An 18525-nucleotide genomic window follows, 5' to 3' on the forward strand; every position below is an offset into this window, starting at 1 on the left:
GCGAACCCGCTAGGCTGTGCGTATGTCCGAACCGACCGGTGCCGCCCGCCGTCGCGGGCCCTTCAAGGTCGGGGACCAGGTCCAGCTCACCGATCCCAAGGGACGCCACTACACGATCACCCTCGAAGAGGGAAAGAGCTTCCACACCCACAAGGGAGCCTTCCCCCACGACGAGCTGATCGGAGCTCCCGAGGGCAGTGTCGTCCGTACCACGGGAAACGTCGCCTACCTCGCGCTGCGCCCCCTGCTCCCCGACTATGTCCTGTCCATGCCGCGAGGCGCGGCCGTCGTCTATCCCAAGGACGCGGGCCAGGTCCTCGCGATGGCCGACATCTTCCCCGGCGCCCGCGTCGTCGAGGCGGGGGTCGGCTCCGGCTCGCTGAGCACCTTCCTGCTCCGCGCCATCGGCGACCAGGGCATGCTGCACTCCTACGAGCGCCGTGCCGACTTCGCCGAGATCGCCCAGCAGAACGTCGAGCGGTACTTCGGCAGCCCGCACCCCGCCTGGACGCTCACTGTCGGTGACCTCCAGGACAACCTGTCCGACACGGACGTCGACCGCGTCATCCTGGACATGCTCGCCCCCTGGGAGTGCCTGGAGGCCGTCTCCAAGGCCCTCGTGCCCGGCGGCATCCTCTGCGCGTACGTCGCCACCACCACGCAGATGGCCCGCACGGTCGAGTCCATCCGCGAGTTCGGCACGTTCAACGAGCCGCAGGCGTGGGAGACGATGGTGCGCAACTGGCACGTCGAGGGCCTCGCCGTCCGCCCCGACCACCGCATGATCGGCCACACCGGCTTCCTGCTCACCGCGCGTCGTCTCGCCGACGGCGTCGAGCCGCCCCTGCGCCGCCGCCGCCCCGCCAAGGGCGCCTACGGCGAGGACTACACCGGCCCCGGCAGCCAGTCCGGCGGCAAGGCCTAGCCCCGGCCGACCGCCCGACGTCGCACGATCCCGTACGGCCCCGCCGTCCCGTTCGCCCCGCGCGAACCGGACAGCGGGGCCTTCGTGTTGAAGCGGCCCTGGACAGGGCCCCGGCGTTCCGCGCCGGTGTGACGTATGGCACGATGCTGGGCACCTCACCTTGCCACCGCTCTCACAGGAGTCGCCCGGCGTGACGGAACTGCCGCACACCCGCACCCGCACGGTCCACTGGGTCGCCACGGCGGCCGCCCTCGCCGCCCTCCTCGGTGCCTCCGCCCTGATTCAGCCATCCGACGCCACCGCGAACCCCACCGCCACCCGGGCCCCCGCGAGCACCGCGCCCGATGCCGCCCGGGCCGAGTACCCCATGCGGTGCGCCCCCGGCGGCCCGGCGAAGGCCCAGGGCAAGCAGGTGCAGGTCGTCGACAAGGGAACGGCGGACTTCGACGGGGACGGCACCGCCGAGACGGTCGCCGTGGTGCGCTGCCGGGCCGAGGGCGGCACCCCGCCCAGCGCGGTCTTCGTCCTGACGGCACCGGAGGACCGCGGCGGGCGCCCCGACGTCGCCGCGACCCTCGTGCGGCAGAAGGAGGGCATGACGGTGAAGGGGCTCAAGGTCTCCGGCCGCACGATCTCCGCGACCCTCGTCGGCTACTCCTCGCCCGACGTCCCGCGCTGCTGCCCGGACAAGCAGCGCAAGGTCAAATGGGAATGGAAAGACGGGAAGTTCGCCCTCACACCGGGCCCCGTCGCGGGCAGCGCCAGCGTCTGACCTTGGCCGAAACCCGATGCCCTGAATCGCGCGTCCCCGGGCACACGCTCGTGGCGGAATAGGGCACGCCTCGAAGGGTGTTGGACGTACGGGTAGAGCAACCGGTCGCTTTCAGATGGTGATGGGTGGGTATTCCCCAGTCGTGAGGGAGTGCGCAAGGGTGAAGATCGGACACACCCCGACCGTCTTTGTGATCTAGGGGTTTCAACCTGCACCGGCCCAGGTAGGGTCGAAGCGTCCAGCTCCCCCTGGAGGAGGTGAGGACCGTGGCAGCCCACGACGACGACATGAACCGCGGCATCCGGCCCGGTCGGGGTTCCGACGACCCGTCCGGCCAGATCGCCTATCTAGAGCAGGAAATCGCCGTCCTGCGCCGGAAGCTCGCCGATTCTCCGCGGCACACTCGAATTCTTGAGGAGCGGATCGTCGAGCTGCAGACCAACCTGGCCGGAGTCTCAGCGCAGAACGAGCGGCTCTCCAACACTCTCCGTGAGGCCCGCGACCAGATCGTGGCCCTCAAGGAGGAGGTCGACCGGCTGGCTCAGCCCCCCGCGGGCTTCGGAGTCTTCCTGCAGGCCAATGAGGACGGCACGGCCGACATCTTCACCGGCGGCCGCAAGCTCCGGGTGAACGTCAGCCCCAATGTGGAACTCGACGAGCTCCAGCGCGGCCAGGAGCTGATGCTCAACGAGGCGCTGAACGTGGTCGAGGCCATGGAGTTCGAGCGCGCCGGTGACATCGTCACCCTCAAGGAGGTCCTGGAGGACGGCGAGCGCGCCCTGGTGGTCGGCCACACGGACGAGGAGCGCGTGGTCCGGCTTGCCGAGCCGCTCCTGAGCACCACGCTCCGCGCGGGCGACGCCCTCCTCCTGGAAGGCCGCTCCGGGTATGTGTACGAGGTCGTGCCCAAGAGCGAGGTCGAGGAGCTGGTCCTCGAAGAGGTCCCCGACATCGACTACACCAAGATCGGCGGCCTGACCGGCCAGATCGAGCAGATCAGGGACGCGGTCGAGCTGCCGTACCTCTACCCCGACCTGTTCCGCGAGCACGAACTGCGGCCCCCGAAGGGCGTGCTGCTCTACGGCCCGCCCGGCTGCGGCAAGACGCTCATCGCCAAGGCCGTGGCCAACTCGCTGGCCAAGAAGGTCGCCGAGGTCACCGGCAAGCCCCAGGGGAAGAGCTACTTCCTCAACATCAAGGGCCCCGAGCTGCTGAACAAGTACGTCGGCGAGACCGAGCGGCACATCCGCCTGGTCTTCCAGCGGGCCCGCGAGAAGGCCGGCGAGGGCACCCCGGTCATCGTCTTCTTCGACGAGATGGACTCCCTCTTCCGCACCCGCGGATCCGGAGTCAGCTCGGACGTGGAGAACACCATCGTCCCGCAGCTCCTCTCCGAGATCGACGGCGTGGAGGGCCTGGAGAACGTCATCGTCATCGGCGCCTCCAACCGCGAGGACATGATCGACCCCGCGATCCTCCGCCCCGGCCGGCTCGACGTGAAGATCAAGATCGAGCGCCCGGACGCCGAGGCCGCGAAGGACATCTTCTCGAAGTACCTCACCGCGAACCTCCCGCTGCACTCCGACGACGTCTCCGAGCACGGCGGCAGCACGGACGCCGCCGTCGAGGCGATGATCCAGTCCGTCGTCGAGCAGATGTACGCGGAGTCCGAGGAGAACCGCTTCCTGGAGGTCACCTACGCCAACGGTGACAAGGAAGTCCTCTACTTCAAGGACTTCAACTCCGGCGCCATGATCGAGAACATCGTCGGCCGCGCCAAGAAGATGGCCATCAAGGCGTTCCTCGACCACAACCAGAAGGGCCTGCGCGTCTCCCACCTCCTCGCCGCCTGCGTGGACGAGTTCAAGGAGAACGAGGACCTGCCGAACACGACCAACCCGGATGACTGGGCCCGGATCTCCGGCAAGAAGGGCGAGCGGATCGTGTACATCCGTACGCTCGTCACCGGAAAGCAGGGCGCGGACACCGGCCGTTCCATCGACACGGTCGCCAACACCGGTCAGTACCTGTAGCGAGGAAGCGAGTCCGGCTGCGGGTTCCCGCGAGGGCACCCGCAGCCGGATTGTTTCCCCCGGCGCAACTCCGCAGAAGGAAGTCCGCAGAGTGATCTCCCCACTCCAGCCTGTGCGTCATAGGCTCTTCCGTACCGCCGCCACGCGCAGTGCGGATGAGGGGACCGCATACGGGCCGGATGCGCAGCGGGACTTGAGCGGTGGTCCAACGGCGGGCCGCCGTCAGGCAAGGAGGGCCGCATGACCGTACGGCGAGTAATGGGCATCGAGACCGAGTACGGGATCTCCGTGCCGGGCCACCCCAACGCCAATGCCATGCTCACCTCGTCCCAGGTCGTCAACGCCTATGCGGCGGCGATGCACCGGGCGCGACGCGCCCGCTGGGACTTCGAGGAGGAGAACCCGCTGCGGGACGCCCGCGGCTTCGACCTCGCGCGCGAGGCCGCCGACGCCAGCCAGCTCACCGACGAGGACATCGGCCTGGCGAACGTCATCCTCACGAACGGCGCCCGGCTGTACGTCGACCACGCCCACCCCGAGTACAGCGCGCCCGAGGTCACCAACCCGCGCGACGCCGTGCTCTGGGACAAGGCGGGCGAGCGCATCATGGCGGAGGCCGCCGAGCGCGCCGCCGAGGTCCCGGGCGCCCAGCCCATCCACCTGTACAAGAACAACACCGACAACAAGGGCGCCTCGTACGGGACGCACGAGAACTACCTGATGAAGCGGGAGACCCCGTTCTCGGACATCGTGCGCCACCTGACGCCGTTCTTCGTCTCCCGCCAGGTCGTCTGCGGCGCCGGTCGCGTCGGGCTCGGCCAGGACGGCAGCGAGCACGGCTTCCAGCTCAGCCAGCGCGCCGACTACTTCGAGGTCGAGGTCGGCCTGGAGACCACCCTCAAGCGCCCCATCATCAACACGCGGGACGAGCCCCACGCGGACGCCGAGAAATACCGCCGCCTCCACGTCATCATCGGCGACGCGAACCTGTCGGAGGTCTCCACCTACCTCAAGCTCGGCACCACGTCGCTCGTCCTGTCCATGATCGAGGACGGCTTCATCGCCGTCGACCTGGCCGTCGACCAGCCCGTCCGCACGCTCCACCAGGTCTCGCACGACCCGACGCTCGGCCGCCTGATCACGCTCCGCAGCGGACGCACACTCACGGGTGTCCAGCTTCAGATGGAGTACTTCGAGCTCGCCCGCAAGTACGTCGAGGAGCGCTGGGGCGCCGACGCCGACGAGCAGACCAGGGACGTCCTGGCCCGCTGGGAGGACGTGCTCAACCGGCTGGAGCGCGACCCCATGAGCCTCAGCGGCGAGCTGGACTGGGTCGCCAAGCGCGAGCTGATGGAGGGCTACCGCCGCCGTGACCAGCTCGACTGGGACGCGGCCCGCCTCCACCTGGTCGACCTCCAGTACGCCGACGTGCGCCCCGACAAGGGCCTGTACAACCGTCTGGCGGCCCGCGGCAAGATGCAGCGCCTCACGACCGAGGAGGACGTCCGCAGGGCCGCCGCCAAGCCCCCGGAGGACACCCGGGCCTACTTCCGCGGCCGCTGCCTGGAGCAGTACGCGGACGACGTCGCCGCGGCCTCGTGGGATTCGGTCATCTTCGACCTCCCAGGCCGTGACTCTCTGCAACGGGTCCCCACCCTGGAGCCCCTGCGCGGAACGCGCAATCACGTCAAGGAGCTGCTGGACCGCTGCCGTACGGCGGAAGAGCTGGTGAAGGTCCTGTCCGGCGGCTAATCGACGCGGCTTCCGGGAATCATCGAGGTGGCTTCCGGACGTTGTAGCAAGGAAAGAGCCGATGTCAGTCCCGGCTTGTAGGGTCTGATCTTGTACGTCTCGCGTACACACCGAACCGAGCGGGGTGAGGGAAATGGCGACCAAGGACACCGGCGGCGGACAGCAGAAGGCCACGCGCCAGACCGAGGAAACCGACGAGCAGGCACAGGACGCACAGGTCTCCGAGGACCTCAAGGAGCGCCAGGAGGCACTGTCCGACGACGTGGACTCCGTTCTGGACGAAATCGACGACGTACTCGAGGAGAATGCTGAGGATTTCGTTCGAAGCTTCGTTCAAAAAGGTGGGCAGTGACGTGCATTTGCCTTTGAATCGAAGGTTCGGAGGCTGACGACTTGTCTGGCGTCAGCGATTCGAAGCGTTGCACTGGGTGCGGAAGGACGCTGTCGCTCGCTTCGTTCGCGGCGGATCGCAACCGCGGTGATGGGCTGCAGGTGAGATGTCGGGAGTGCGTGGCGGCTTATGGCGCCGCGTACTACCGGCGCCGCCGAGAGGCCATGGGCAAGACAGTTCGCGAGAAGGTGGACGTGCCGGCAGGCCACAAACTGTGCCGTCGCTGTGAGGAGATCAAGCCTCACAGCGAATGGCACAGGAACTCGTCGGCGTCCGACGGACTGGCGACAAGTTGCAAAGCCTGTCGGGCCACTGCGGGGCGAGCCGGACACCTCAAGCGTCAGTACGGCATGACTGTCGACGAGCGGCAGGCGCTCGTCGACGGTCAGTTCGGTATCTGCCCGATCTGTCTGCGGCCCGACCCGGAGCACGTGGATCACGATCATCGAACGGGTAGGGTCCGAGGCGCACTGTGCTTCAACTGCAATGCGGCCATCGGGCATTTGCGGGACGATCCCGCGCTGATGCGCCGGGCCATCGGATATGTGGAAGGAATCTCGTGGAAGCCAAAACAAGCGGCACCGGGCGTCTACCTGCTGCCTTCCTGACCCCGGGGTCCTCGTCGTTCATGGACTTCCTGTCGGCGCACGCTCCGGAGCAGCTTCCGGGGAACCGGCCGATGCCGCCCGTGGAGGGTGCCGTGCAGGCGCCGCACGGGACGACCATCGTCGCGGTGACCTTCCCCGGCGGTGTCGTGCTGGCGGGCGACCGGCGGGCGACCATGGGCAATGTCATCGCCCAGCGGGACATCGAGAAGGTGTTCCCGGCCGACGAGCACTCCGCGGTCGGTATCGCCGGGACGGCCGGACTGGCCGTCGAGATGGTCAAGCTCTTCCAACTGGAGCTGGAGCACTTCGAGAAGGTCGAGGGTTCCCAGCTCTCCCTGGAGGGCAAGGCCAACCGGCTGTCGACGATGATCCGCAGCAATCTCGGCATGGCCCTTCAAGGCCTCGCCGTCGTGCCGCTGTTCGCGGGATTCGACGTGGACCGCGGCAAGGGCCGCATCTTCTCCTACGACGTCACGGGCGGCCGTTCCGAGGAGCTGGGGTTCGCCGGCGTCGGTTCCGGCTCGGTCTTCGCGCGGGGCTCGCTCAAGAAGCTCTACCGCGAGGACCTCACCGAGGAGCAGGCCGCCACGGTCGTGCTCCAGGCGCTCTACGACGCGGCGGACGACGACTCCGCGACCGGCGGCCCGGACCTCACCCGCCGTATCTATCCGATTGTCACGTCGATCACCGAGGACGGTTTCCGTAAGCTGACCGAGGCGGAGGTCTCCGAGCTCGCGCGGACGGTGCACGAGGGCCGTCTCGATCTGCCCAACGGGCCGCAGGCACCCCTTAGCTGAGCGCATTACGTACAGGACAGGAAGGGACGGATAGCCGGTGTCGACGCCGTTCTATGTCTCACCCCAGCAGGCCATGGCGGACCGTGCCGAATACGCCCGCAAGGGCATCGCGCGGGGCCGCAGCGTGGTCGTGTTGCAGTACGCCGACGGCATCGTGTTCGTCGCCGAGAATCCCTCGCGCGCACTGCACAAGGTCAGCGAGATCTACGACCGGATCGCCTTCGCGGCGGTCGGGAAGTACAACGAGTTCGAGAACCTCCGCATCGGCGGCGTCCGTTACGCGGACCTGCGCGGGTACACCTACGACCGCGAGGACGTCACGGCCCGCGGCCTCGCGAACGTCTACGCCCAGACGCTGGGCACCATCTTCTCGGCGAACGCCGAGAAGCCGTACGAGGTGGAGCTGATCGTCGCCGAGGTGGGCGCGGCCCCCGAGGACGATCAGATCTACCGCCTCCCGCATGACGGTTCGATCGTGGACGAGCACGGTTCGGTCGCCGTCGGCGGCAGTTCCGACACGATCGGCTCGTATCTCGATCAGCGGCACCGGGACGACATGTCGCTGGGCGAGGCCGTCCGGCTGGCCAAGGAGTCCCTGGGCCGGGACAACAACGGCGGGGAGCGCACGCTGACCGCCGAGCAGCTCGAGGTCGCGGTCCTGGACCGGACGCGGCCGCAGCAGCGGAAGTTCAAGCGGGTGCCGGGCCGTCAGGTCGCCCGTCTGCTGGAGGAGGGCGCCTCCGACGCCGGGCCCGACGAGGCGGACGACGCGTCTGCGGACGCGTCCGCGGAGGGCTCGGACTCCGGTTCGAGTTCGGACTCCGGCTCCGGTTCGGGCTCGGACTCCGGCTCCGGTTCCGGTTCCGGCAAGGACAGCACCGACAAGTAGCCGTCCGGCTCACCCCGTCGGCGCGGGCCCCGTCGAAGCACGGGGGAGGAGGGTGACCGGGAGCACCGTCTCCCGGTCACCCTCTTTCTCTCCGTCCAGGACGCCCAGCAGGGCCCGCATCCCCGCGGCGCCCATCCCTGTGGCGGGCAGCCGCAGGGTCGTCAGCTCGGGCTCGACCGCGCGGGCGACGGCCACGTCGTCGATGCCGGTCACGGACACGTCTTCCGGGACCCGCAGCCCGAGCCGCCGTGCGGCTTTGAGCGCGCCCGCGGCCAGCAGGTCGTCGTCGCACACGAGCGCCGTCGGCGGCGCCGTGCCGCGCGGCGGCCGTCCCGCGTCGGGGGCCGCGCCGGTCTCCGTGAGCACCCGCGTGGCGGCCTCCAGGCCGCCCGTGACGGACAGCTCGCCGCGTTCGGTGCGGACGAGTGAGCCGCCGCCCTCGCGCACCGTCCGGGCGAGCGCGTGGGCGCGGACGGTGAACGTCCAGGAGTCCACGGCGGACGCGACGTGCGCGATCCGGCGGTGGCCGAGTCCCAGCAGGTGGCGGGCGACCTGGCGCATGCCGTCGGCGACGTCGAAGTTGACGGCCGCGTCGGCGTCCGAGGCGTCGCTGTCGAGCATCACCAGGGGCAGTCCGCCCGCGCGCAGCTCCGCGAGGGACTCGACGGCCATGGACGAGGCGATCACCCCGTCGAGCGCGGCGCGCGCGGAGGCGAACGGGTCGCGCGCGGGCGCCGTGCCCTCGGGCGAGGGGTAGAGCACGAGCCCGAAGTCGTGCGCGGAGGCGACCTCGACGGCGCCCGTGTAGACGCCCGCGAAGAAGTCGTTGGTGAGCGCGGGGACGACCAGCAGCGCGGTGCGGGCGCGGCCGGTGCGGAGGCTGCGTGCGGCCAGGTTGGGGCGGTAGCCGAGCGCGCGCGCCGCCTCGCGGACGTTCTCGGCCGTGCGGGGCGCGACGCGGCCCTGCCATTTGCCGCCGAGGACGAGGGAGACGGTGGCCTGCGAGACGCCCGCCGCGCGCGCCACGTCATGTCCGGTGGGCCGCCCCTCGGGCTCGTCCCTGCCGCTCTTCGCCACGCGTCACCCGCTTCCTTCGCCCTTCACCGCGACTCGCTCCGCATGGTACGTATAACCCCGGAAGTTATACGTACAACGTGTGCGTGGGCGGGGTTCCCGCCGGAGGGGGAGTGGGCGGATGACGAACGGCTACGCGGAGCTGCTGCGGGCCAAGTACGCGATGAGGCTGCTCGCCGGAACGCTCCTCGGCAGGCTGCCGAACGCGACCGGGCCGCTCGCCATCGCCCTGTTCGTGAAGAGCGACGGCGGCGGCATCGCGCTGGCCGGGGCGCTCTCCGCGGTCTACGGGCTGGCCACGGCCCTGGGGCAGCCGCTGCTCGGGCGGCTCGTGGACCTCTACGGGCAGCCGCGGGTGATGTTCCCCGCCGTCGTGCTCTCCGCGCTGGGCGCGGGGACGCTCGCCGTCGGCGGTGTCGGCTCGCTGCCGCTCGCCTGTGCCGCCGTGGTCGTCGCGGGGGTCTTCACGCCGCCGCTGGAAGGCGGGCTGCGGGCGCTGTGGCCGGGGGTGCTCAAGCGGAAGGAGCGCGTGCACGCGGCGTACGCGCTGGACGCGGTGGCCCAGGAGGTCATGTTCGCGCTCGGCCCGCTGCTGGTGACGCTGCTCGTCGCGTGGTGGAGCGAGACGGCCGCGCTGCTGGTGCTCAACGCCGTCGGGGTGCTCGGCGCGCTCTCCGTCGTGGTCTCGCCGCCCTCGCGGGCCTGGCGCTCCTCGCCGCGCACGGCGCACTGGCTGGGCGCGCTGCGCTCGCCGGGGCTCCTGGCGCTGCTGTGCGCCTTCTTCTTCGTCGGCATCGCCCTGGGCTCCACGGCCCTGGCCTCGGTGGCGTACGCGGACGATCACGGCGACAAGCTCATCTCGACGTATCTGCTCTCCGCGCAGGGCGGCGGCGCGCTGGTGGGCGGGCTCGTCTACGGCGCGCGGCAGTGGCCCGGCGTGGTCGAGCGGCGGCTGCGGCTCCTGTGCGTGCTGCTGGCCGCGGGCTATCTCCCGCTGGCGCTGGTGCCCGGGCCGGGCGCGATGACGGCGCTGATGGGGCTCTCCGGGGTCTTCCTGGCGCCCTCGCTGGCCTGCGCCTTCGTCGTCGTGGACCGGCACGCGCCGCCGGGGACGGTCACCGAGGCGTTCTCCTGGCTGGTGACGACGGTCGGGGTCGGGATGTCGGCCGGCACGGCCGCGACGGGGCCGGTCGTCGAACGGGGCGGAACGGGCGCGGGCTTCGGTCTCGCGGGCGCGGGCGGGGTCGTCGCGCTGCTCGTGATGGTGGCGGCCGCACGGGTCATGACGCTCCCCGGCGAGACGACCTCGGAGGGCCTCGCCGCAGGTCCCGAGGGTGTGTCAACCCCCGTCGGGGGTGCCGAAAATGATCGCAATGGTGCCGCCGAACCCGGTTTCAGAACTGGGCATCAGGCGTAATGTTCAGTCATGGACCGCCGAATCTTCGGGCTGGAGAACGAGTACGGCGTCACGTGTACGTTCCGGGGTCAGCGGCGGCTGTCCCCCGACGAAGTGGCGCGGTACCTCTTCCGCCGTGTTGTGTCATGGGGCCGCAGCAGCAATGTGTTTCTGCGGAACGGCGCGCGCCTCTACCTGGACGTGGGCTCGCACCCGGAGTACGCGACTCCGGAGTGCGACAGCGTGACCGAGCTGGTCACCCACGACAAGTCGGGCGAGCGCATCCTTGAAGGCCTCCTCGTCGACGCCGAACGCCGCCTGCACGAGGAAGGAATCGCGGGCGACGTCTATCTCTTCAAGAACAACACCGACTCGGCGGGCAACTCCTACGGCTGCCACGAGAACTATCTCGTGGCCCGCCACGGGGAGTTCTCACGCCTCGCTGACGTCCTGATCCCGTTCCTGGTGACCCGGCAGCTCGTCTGCGGCGCGGGGAAGGTGCTCCAGACCCCGCGCGGCGCGGTCTACTGCGTCAGTCAGCGCGCCGAGCACATCTGGGAGGGGGTCAGCTCGGCGACGACGCGCTCGCGCCCGATCATCAACACCCGCGACGAGCCGCACGCGGACGCGGAGCGCTACCGCCGGCTGCACGTGATCGTCGGCGATTCGAACATGTCCGAGACGACCATGCTCCTGAAGGTCGGCGCGACCGATCTCGTGCTGCGCATGATCGAGGCGGGCACGGTCATGCGGGACCTGACGCTGGAGAACCCGATCCGGGCCATCCGCGAGGTCAGCCACGACATCACGGGCCAGCGCAAGGTCCGGCTCGCGAGCGGGCGGGAGGCCTCCGCGCTGGAGGTCCAGCAGGAGTACTTCGACAAGGCGCTGGACTTCTGCGACCGCCGGGGTATCCGTACGGGCCGGGTCGAGCAGGTCCTGGAACTGTGGGGCCGCGCGCTCGACGCGATCCGCGAGCAGGAGCTGGACAAGATCAACACCGAGATCGACTGGGTGATGAAGTACCAGCTCATCGAGCGGTACAGGAACAAGAACAACATCACCATGTCCCACCCCAGGATCGCCCAGATAGATCTCGCGTACCACGACATCCACCGCCGCCGGGGGCTCTACTACCTGCTGGAGCGGAACGGCAAGGCGGCCCGGATCTGCAACGACCTCAAGATCTTCGAGGGCAAGTCCGTCCCGCCCCAGACGACCCGCGCGCGGCTGCGCGGGGACTTCATCCGGCGGGCCCAGGAGCAGCGCCGCGACTTCACGGTCGACTGGGTGCATCTGAAGCTGAACGACCAGGCGCAGCGGACCGTGCTGTGCAAGGACCCGTTCCGCTCGGTCGACGAGAGGGTCGAGAAGCTGATCGCGGGGATGTGACCCCGGGGCAGCCGGGGTGTGAGCCGGATCCCACCGTCCCCCGTCCCGGTCAACGGCGCCACGGCGCGTTGACGGGGCGGGGGCGGATTCGTGTCGCAGGTGGCCGGGGCGCGGGGGCGTAGTCGTAGGCTGTCAGGACTGCCCGGACCTACCCCTACACAGCGAGTTGGACACATGCTGCATCTCTCCGGGGGATCGACCCCCCGCACCCCCCGCGTCTCCAGGAACTTCTCCGCGAAGTTCGCGCGTCGCACCGCCGCCGCGCTTGCTGTTCCGCTGCTGATCACCTCGGCTGCGGCGTGCGGCAGCGAGGACAGCTCGTCCGACTCCAAGGGGGGCACCCCCGCCGTCAGCGGGCCGCTCGGCAAGAAGCCCAAGATCGAGAAGGGCGAGGGCGACCCGCCGAAGAAGCTGGGCGTGAAGGTCCTGAAGGAGGGCAAGGGCCAGGAGGTCAAGAAGGGCGATGCGCTGAACGCGCACTACCTGGGCCAGCTCTGGAACGGCAAGGAGTTCGACAGTAGCTGGAAGCGCGGTCAGCCCGCGACGTTCCAGATCGGCACCGGCAAGGTCATCAAGGGCTGGGACGAGGCGCTGGTCGGCAAGAAGCTCGGCAGCCGCGTCGAGATCGTCGCCCCGCCGGCGAAGGCGTACGGGAAGCAGGGGCAGCCCCCGACGATTCCGGGGAACTCCACCCTCGTCTTCGTCGTGGACCTGAAGAAGATCATGCCGAGCCAGATCGACGGCAAGCCGACCGGGAAGCAGAACCCGGACCTGCCCAAGGTCGACGACAAGGTCGAGAAGAACAAGGCGCCGTCGATCACCATGCCCAAGGGCAAGGAGGACGCGCCGGAGAAGCTGATCAGCGAGACCATCGTCCAGGGCGACGGCAAGGCCGTCGGTGACAAGAGCACCGTCCTGTCGAACTTCACGGCGAAGCTGTGGAAGGGCGGCAAGCAGCTCGACAACACCTGGGCGCAGGGCGGCCCCCAGGAGATTCCGGTCAGCCAGATCCCGGGCTGGAAGGAAGGGCTCAAGGGCGCCAAGGAGGGGAGCCGCGTGGTGATCTCCGTGCCCAAGAGCAAGTTCCCCAAGGAGCAGCAGAAGCAGTTCAAGTCCGGCGTGGTCTTCTCCGTGGACGTGCTTGACGTGAAGTGACCGCTTCCGTGGCAGACTGGCGCGGTTGTCCTCAAGATTCGTTCGTAGGAGCATTTTCGTGAGCATCGACAAGCCCGAGGTCGACTTCCCGGAGGGCGAGCCGCCGGCAGACCTGGAGATCCAGGACCTGTGGGAGGGCGACGGTCCCGTGGCCAAGGAGGGGGACAACGTCTCCGTCCACTACGTGGGTGTGTCCTTCTCCACCGGTGAGGAGTTCGACGCGAGCTGGAACCGGGGCCGTCCGCTCCAGTTCCAGCTCGGTGCCGGCCAGGTCATCGCGGGCTGGGACCAGGGCGTCCAGGGCATGAAGGTCGGCGGCCGCCGCCGGCTGACCATTCCGGCGCACCTCGCCTACGGCGAGCAGGGCGCGGGCGGGGGCAGGATCAAGCCGAACGAGACCCTGATCTTCGTCTGCGACCTGGTCTCCGTCTGACGCACGCGCGTCGTCCGCGTACGTTGTCCGTACGCGCCGAGAGCCCTGCCGCCCGGCAGGGCTCTCGGCTTTTGCGGTCCGCGCCCAGGGCGGTACGGTCGACCATCTATACAGCTTGAGAGAGGGCAAGAGGGAACCCATGGCGATTGCCAAGGCCGAGCGGCTGATGAATCTGGCGCTGTGCCTCCTGGGAGCCCGGCGCCCGCTCACCAAACGGGAGCTGCGCGACTCCATCGAGGCATACGTCGAGGCCTTCGGGCCGGGGAACAGGGCGGCCTTCGGGCCGGGCCACAGGGCGCCCTTCGGGCCCGGCGACCACGCGACCGGCAGAGACGAGTCCTTCAACCGCATGTTCGAGCGGGACAAGGACGACCTTCGTGAGCTGGGCCTCGTGATCGAGACCGTCGAGAACCTCGACGGCGAGACCGGGTACGTGGCCCGCCGCGACAGCAACCGGCTCCCGCCCATCACCCTGGACGCCGAGGAGGCCACGGCCCTCGGCGTCGCGGCCCGCGTCTGGCAGCAGGCCCGGCTCGCCGGGGCCGCGAGCGGCGCCCTCCAGAAGCTGCACGCCGCGGGCGGCATGCCCGGCGAGGAGCAGCGTGTCGAGGGCGAGGCCGGCCAGTACGGGACGACGCTGGAGCCGCACATCCCCGCCCGCGAGGCCGCGTTCGAGCCGCTGATGCTGGCTTGCCGCGACCGCAGGCCCGTCGTCTTCGACTACCGCAAGTCCAACGCGGCGCGCGCCGAGAAACGCCAGGTCGAGCCGTGGACGCTGGAGTGCTGGCGCGGCCACTGGTATCTCGCGGGGTACGACAGGGACCGCGCGGCCGAGCGCGTCTTCCGGCTCTCCCGGATCACCGGCACCGTGCGCTCGCGCGCCGCCGCCTTCACCGTGCCTGTGCCCGACCAGGTCACCGTCCGCGAGACCGTCGAGCGCTGGGCGGGGGAGAGCGCCACCAGCAGCGCCCGTATCCGGCTGCGCTCCGGCGCGGGCTATCCGCTGCGCGCCCGCGCCACCGAGGTGCGCGAGCTGGACGGCGGCTGGGACGAGCTGGAGATTCCGTACGGGCACGGACTGGACGCCTGGCTCGTGGAGTTCGGGCCCGACGTCGTCGTGCTGGAGCCCGCCGAGCTGCGGGCCGACGTGGTCGACCGGCTGCGCGCCGTCGCCAAGGGCTGAGGGGGAAGAGCGCACATGGCCGCGAACGCCATCGACCAGACCCGCAGGATGCTCTCGCTGGTCACCTATCTCAAGGACCGGCCGGGGGCCCGCGTCGACGAGGTCGCGCGGGCCTTCGGGATCACCAGCGACGAGCTGATCTCGGACCTGAACGTGCTGCCGATGTGCGGCACCAGCTTCCGGGGCGGGGACCTGCTGGAGATCGACACCGACGGCGAGCGCATCTGGTGGCGGAACGCCGACGCGCTCGGCAGCGACACCGCGCAGCCGCTGCGGCTGGCCGCCGACGAGGCCACGGCGCTGCTCGTCGCCGCCCGTGCCGTCGCCACGCTGCCGGGGCTGCGCGAGAGCGACCGCGACGCCCTGCAGCGCGCCACGGCCAAGCTGGAGAACGCCGCGGGGGAGAACGCCGGGGCCAGCTCCCGCCTCTCGGTCACCTTCGAGTCGGAGAGCGGCGTCTTCGCCGACGTCGACCGCGCCATCGCCGAGCGCCGCAGGCTGTGGCTGCGCTACTACTCCCCGGCGCGGGACGAGCTGACCGAGCGCGAGGTCGATCCGATCCGTCTCTTCGCCGTCGGCCACACCTACGTCGAGGCCTGGTGCCGCCTCTCCGAGGCCCGCCGGACCTTCCGGCTGGACCGGATCGCCGAGATAGAGCTGCTCGACGAGCGTGCCGACCCGCCGCCCGTGGAGCCCCGCGACCTGAGCGCGGGGCTCGTGCAGCCCGCCGCCGAGGACCCCGAGGTCGTCGTCGAGGTCGGTCCCGGCGGGCGCTGGGTCGCGGAGTACTACCCGTACGACAGCGCCGAGGAGCTGCCCGACGGGGGGCTGCGGATCACGCTGCGCACCCCCGACCCCGCCTCGCTGCGCCGCCTCGCGCTGCGGCTGGGCAGGGACGGGCGGATCACGGAGCCGCGCGAGCTGGCGGACAGCGCGCGGGACGCGGCGCGCAAGGCGCTCGCCGCGTACGGCGAGTAGCGCCCGACGGACCACCCCGTACCGAGCCCCGTACTAAGGTCGCCCCATGCTCTGGCCCATGTTCTTCCTCACGCTCGCCTTCTGCGGGATCGCCGTGCTCGGCGTCCTCGCCGTCCGGGTCGGCCTGGAGGTGCGGCGCTTCTCCCGGGCGGTGGGCGACAGCTCCGAGCGCATCACCAGGGCGGCGGAGAACCTGGAGCGGGCCGCGATGCCGCTCGCCGGCCGGGCCGCCGCGAGCGCCGGGAACCGGCCGGGGGACGAGCGCGACGGTCAGCGGGGGTCGTGAAGGCGGTCTCCTGGTACGGACATCGGAGGGGTAGGCTTCCAGATGCTGCGTCGCTGCGGAGTACGTGCGCAATGTGGAGGACGCACGGGGATTGCCTGACGTTCACTCCACAGGGTTACGATCGCTGCCAGCACGTCAGCACCGCGCAGCCCGTCCGATTCACACGGCAGGCAAGGACACACGCCGCCCCGGCGAGAAGGTAGTGGCACATGATCGGCAACCTGAGGCCCATGGAGATCGTACTGATCCTCCTTGTCATCCTGCTGCTGTTCGGCGCCAAGAAGCTCCCGGACATGGCCCGTTCACTCGGCAAGTCGGCCCGCATCCTCAAGAGCGAGGCCAAGCAGATGAAGAAGGAGGGCTCCTCGGACGAGGCGGACACCTCCAAGACCGCCGAGTCGCAGCAGGCGGCCCCCAAGACGATCAAGGCCGCCCCCGGTGACGTCAGCAGCTCCCGTCCGGTCAGCGAGCCGGAGCAGCAGTCGAAGCAGAGCTGACCAGAGCTGAACCCGGGCCCGTGACCGGGCCCCGCTCAGCCACCAGTCCGAACCGACACTTCGAGACCGAGGACGAGGGTGCTCAAGTCCGCCCGCAAGCAGGGTAAAGAGGGGAAGGACCCCAAGGATCCCGAGGGGCGGATGCCGCTTGCCGATCACCTGCGGGAGCTGCGCAATCGCTTGATGAAGTCGGTGCTGGCCGTCCTGGTCGTCACCATCGTCGCGATGTTCTATTACCAGGAGATCGCGGCCTTCCTCATGGACCCGGTGCGCGAGTCCGTGGGCTGTCCCGAGGGCTTCATGCAGGCCTCCAAGGACAGCGAGACCTGCGCCGAGATCACCATCAACGGCCTCATCGCACCCTTCACGATCATGCTGAAGGTCGCCCTCACGGCGGGCGTCGTCGTCGCCTCGCCGATCTGGCTCTACCAGCTCTGGGGCTTCCTCGCGCCCGGCCTGCACAAGCACGAGAAGAAGTACGCGCGCGCGTTCGTCGGCGCCGGTGTGCCGCTCTTCGTCGCGGGCGCTGCGCTGGCGTACATGATCCTGCCGAAGGCCGCCAAGACGCTGCTGGACTTCAGCCCCGAGGGCGCGGGCAACCTGATCCCGCTCGACGACTTCCTCGACATCGTCACCCGTCTGGTGATCGTCTTCGGCCTCGCCTTCGAGCTGCCCCTGCTGCTCGTGATGCTCAACTTCGGCGGGATCCTCACCGGCAAGCGGCTGCTGGGCTGGTGGCGCGGCATGGTGTTGGGCATCACGGTCTTCTCCGCCGTCGCCACCCCGACCGGTGACCCGCTGACGATGTGCGCGCTGGCCGCGCCGATCGTGCTGCTCTACTTCGGCTCGGTCGCCATCTGCCTCTTCAACGACCGCCGCCGCAGCCGCCAGGATCCGTACGCGGAGCTGGACGACGACGAGGCGTCACCGCTCGACCACAGCCCGGAGACCGTCGGCGCCTCCGACTCCGTCCCGTCGCCGCGCTCGGTCTCGGACGACACCGACGGTGACGAACCGCCCCGGCGGAACGGTTACGACGACGCGACCTGACCGGTTATCGTCCGCCTGTGACCAGCGAGATCACTCTCTTTGTCAATCCGACAGCCGGACGCGGACGTGGCGCGCAGGCCGCCCAGCCCGCCGCGCGTGCCCTGCGTGACGCGGGATTCGCCGTGCGCACCGTCGTCGGCAGCGACGCGGACGACGCGCTCGTACGGGCCCGCGAGGCCGTCGCGGGCGGCACGGGCGCCCTCATAGCCGTCGGCGGCGACGGCATGGCCTCGCTCGCCCTCCAGGCCGTCGCGGGCACGGACGTCCCGCTGGGCGTGGTGGCCGTCGGCACCGGGAACGACTTCGCGCGCGCCACGGGCCTGCCCGTACGGGAGCCCGCACGGGCCGCCGGGGTGATCGCCGAGGCGCTGAAGGCGGGGAGCGGCAGGCCCCTCGACCTCGGGCAGGTGAACGACCGCTGGTTCGGCTCGGTCCTCGCCTCGGGCTTCGACTCGCGGGTCAACGAGCGCGGGAACAGGATGAGATGGCCCACGGGTCGGCTCAAGTACGACCTGGCCGTGCTCGTCGAACTCGCCGCGCTGCGCCCCATCGCGTACCGCCTCACGCTCGACGACGGGGAGCCCCTCGACGTCGACGCCACGCTCGTCGCGGTCGGCAACGGGCCCTCGTACGGCGGCGGGATGCGGATCTGCGAGGGTGCCGTCATGGACGACGGGCTGCTGGACGTCACGGTGGTCGGGCCGTGCTCCCGCGCCACGCTGCTGCGGGTCTTCCCCCGCGTCTACAAGGGCACGCATCCCAGCCACCCCGCCGTCACCACCCACCGCGTACGTGTGGTCACGCTGGAGGCGCGGGGCGTGACGGCATACGCGGACGGGGAGCCGGTGGGGGAGCTGCCGGTCACCGCGCGTGCCGTCCCGGCTGCGGTCCGTCTGCTGGCGCGGGGCTGAGCA

Annotated in this window: 19 protein-coding genes; 18 read left to right on the forward strand and 1 reads right to left on the reverse strand. The window is 70.1% G+C overall.

The genetic code is table 11. The annotated features are described in order from the left end of the window. Nucleotides 1–22 precede the first annotated feature (22 nt). From ABD343_RS37755 to prcA, 8 genes are all read left to right on the forward strand, one after another. Nucleotides 23–925, forward strand: coding sequence for a tRNA (adenine-N1)-methyltransferase (locus tag ABD343_RS37755; protein WP_344535042.1), 903 nt, complete (start codon nt 23–25; stop codon nt 923–925). A gap of 190 nt (nt 926–1115) precedes the next feature. Further along, entirely contained in the window at nt 1116–1697 is a 582-nt protein-coding gene (locus ABD343_RS37760; RefSeq protein ID WP_344535044.1) for a hypothetical protein, read from the forward strand. Between the two features lie 266 nt (nt 1698–1963). After that, entirely contained in the window at nt 1964–3730 is a 1767-nt protein-coding gene (gene arc, locus ABD343_RS37765; protein ID WP_344535046.1) for a proteasome ATPase, read from the forward strand. Nucleotides 3731–3970: 240 nt separating this feature from the next. Continuing rightward, nucleotides 3971–5482: a depupylase/deamidase Dop gene (dop, locus tag ABD343_RS37770; RefSeq protein WP_344535048.1), complete on the forward strand. Its 1512-nt coding sequence runs from the start codon at nt 3971–3973 to the stop codon at nt 5480–5482. Between the two features lie 133 nt (nt 5483–5615). Beyond that, entirely contained in the window at nt 5616–5834 is a 219-nt protein-coding gene (locus tag ABD343_RS37775; RefSeq protein ID WP_344535050.1) for a ubiquitin-like protein Pup, read from the forward strand. A 203-nt stretch (nt 5835–6037) separates the two neighbouring features. Beyond that, nucleotides 6038–6481, forward strand: coding sequence for an endonuclease VII domain-containing protein (locus tag ABD343_RS37780; RefSeq protein ID WP_344535051.1), 444 nt, complete (start codon nt 6038–6040; stop codon nt 6479–6481). Then, nucleotides 6433–7278 carry a proteasome subunit beta gene (gene prcB, locus ABD343_RS37785; protein ID WP_344535053.1) on the forward strand — a complete coding sequence of 282 codons (846 nt, stop codon included), beginning with the start codon at nt 6433–6435 and terminating at the stop codon, nt 7276–7278. Before ABD343_RS37780 ends, prcB begins: the two co-directional genes overlap by 49 nt. A gap of 37 nt (nt 7279–7315) precedes the next feature. Continuing rightward, on the forward strand, nt 7316–8167 hold the full coding sequence (gene prcA, locus ABD343_RS37790; RefSeq protein WP_344535055.1) for a proteasome subunit alpha: 852 nt from the start codon (nt 7316–7318) through the stop codon (nt 8165–8167). Nucleotides 8168–8176: 9 nt separating this feature from the next. Here the strand turns inward: prcA and ABD343_RS37795 are convergent, their stop codons facing one another. Then, nucleotides 8177–9244, reverse strand: a complete 1068-nt coding sequence (locus ABD343_RS37795; protein WP_344535057.1) for a LacI family DNA-binding transcriptional regulator — start codon at nt 9242–9244, stop codon at nt 8177–8179. A 118-nt stretch (nt 9245–9362) separates the two neighbouring features. On the opposite strand from ABD343_RS37795, the gene ABD343_RS37800 reads away from it, so the two are divergent. From ABD343_RS37800 to ABD343_RS37845, 10 genes are all read left to right on the forward strand, one after another. After that, on the forward strand, nt 9363–10658 hold the full coding sequence (locus tag ABD343_RS37800; protein WP_344535059.1) for an MFS transporter: 1296 nt from the start codon (nt 9363–9365) through the stop codon (nt 10656–10658). A gap of 9 nt (nt 10659–10667) precedes the next feature. Further along, nucleotides 10668–12029 (forward strand): Pup--protein ligase, encoded by a 1362-nt coding sequence (pafA, locus tag ABD343_RS37805; protein WP_344535061.1) that lies wholly within the window; start codon nt 10668–10670, stop codon nt 12027–12029. A gap of 174 nt (nt 12030–12203) precedes the next feature. Then, on the forward strand, nt 12204–13184 hold the full coding sequence (locus ABD343_RS37810) for an FKBP-type peptidyl-prolyl cis-trans isomerase (protein ID WP_344535062.1): 981 nt from the start codon (nt 12204–12206) through the stop codon (nt 13182–13184). Between the two features lie 58 nt (nt 13185–13242). Further along, complete coding sequence (locus ABD343_RS37815) at nt 13243–13617, forward strand: FKBP-type peptidyl-prolyl cis-trans isomerase (RefSeq protein WP_344535064.1); 375 nt, start codon at nt 13243–13245, stop codon at nt 13615–13617. A gap of 139 nt (nt 13618–13756) precedes the next feature. Beyond that, nucleotides 13757–14800: a helix-turn-helix transcriptional regulator gene (locus ABD343_RS37820; RefSeq protein ID WP_344535066.1), complete on the forward strand. Its 1044-nt coding sequence runs from the start codon at nt 13757–13759 to the stop codon at nt 14798–14800. A 15-nt stretch (nt 14801–14815) separates the two neighbouring features. Then, a complete protein-coding gene (locus tag ABD343_RS37825; protein ID WP_344535068.1) occupies nt 14816–15778 on the forward strand; it encodes a helix-turn-helix transcriptional regulator in 963 nt (320 codons plus the stop codon). A 46-nt stretch (nt 15779–15824) separates the two neighbouring features. Beyond that, nucleotides 15825–16064 (forward strand): hypothetical protein, encoded by a 240-nt coding sequence (locus ABD343_RS37830; protein WP_344535070.1) that lies wholly within the window; start codon nt 15825–15827, stop codon nt 16062–16064. A gap of 209 nt (nt 16065–16273) precedes the next feature. After that, nucleotides 16274–16561, forward strand: coding sequence for a Sec-independent protein translocase subunit TatA (gene tatA / locus ABD343_RS37835; protein WP_344535072.1), 288 nt, complete (start codon nt 16274–16276; stop codon nt 16559–16561). A 78-nt stretch (nt 16562–16639) separates the two neighbouring features. After that, the gene (tatC, locus tag ABD343_RS37840) at nt 16640–17611 is read left to right on the forward strand and encodes a twin-arginine translocase subunit TatC (RefSeq protein ID WP_344535074.1); all 972 of its coding nucleotides are present in this window, start codon (nt 16640–16642) and stop codon (nt 17609–17611) included. 17 nt (nt 17612–17628) lie between these two features. Next, entirely contained in the window at nt 17629–18522 is an 894-nt protein-coding gene (locus ABD343_RS37845; RefSeq protein ID WP_344535076.1) for a diacylglycerol kinase, read from the forward strand. Nucleotides 18523–18525 lie beyond the last annotated feature (3 nt).

Source organism: Streptomyces albiaxialis (assembly GCF_039530985.1).
GTDB classification, from domain to species: domain Bacteria; phylum Actinomycetota; class Actinomycetes; order Streptomycetales; family Streptomycetaceae; genus Streptomyces; species Streptomyces albiaxialis.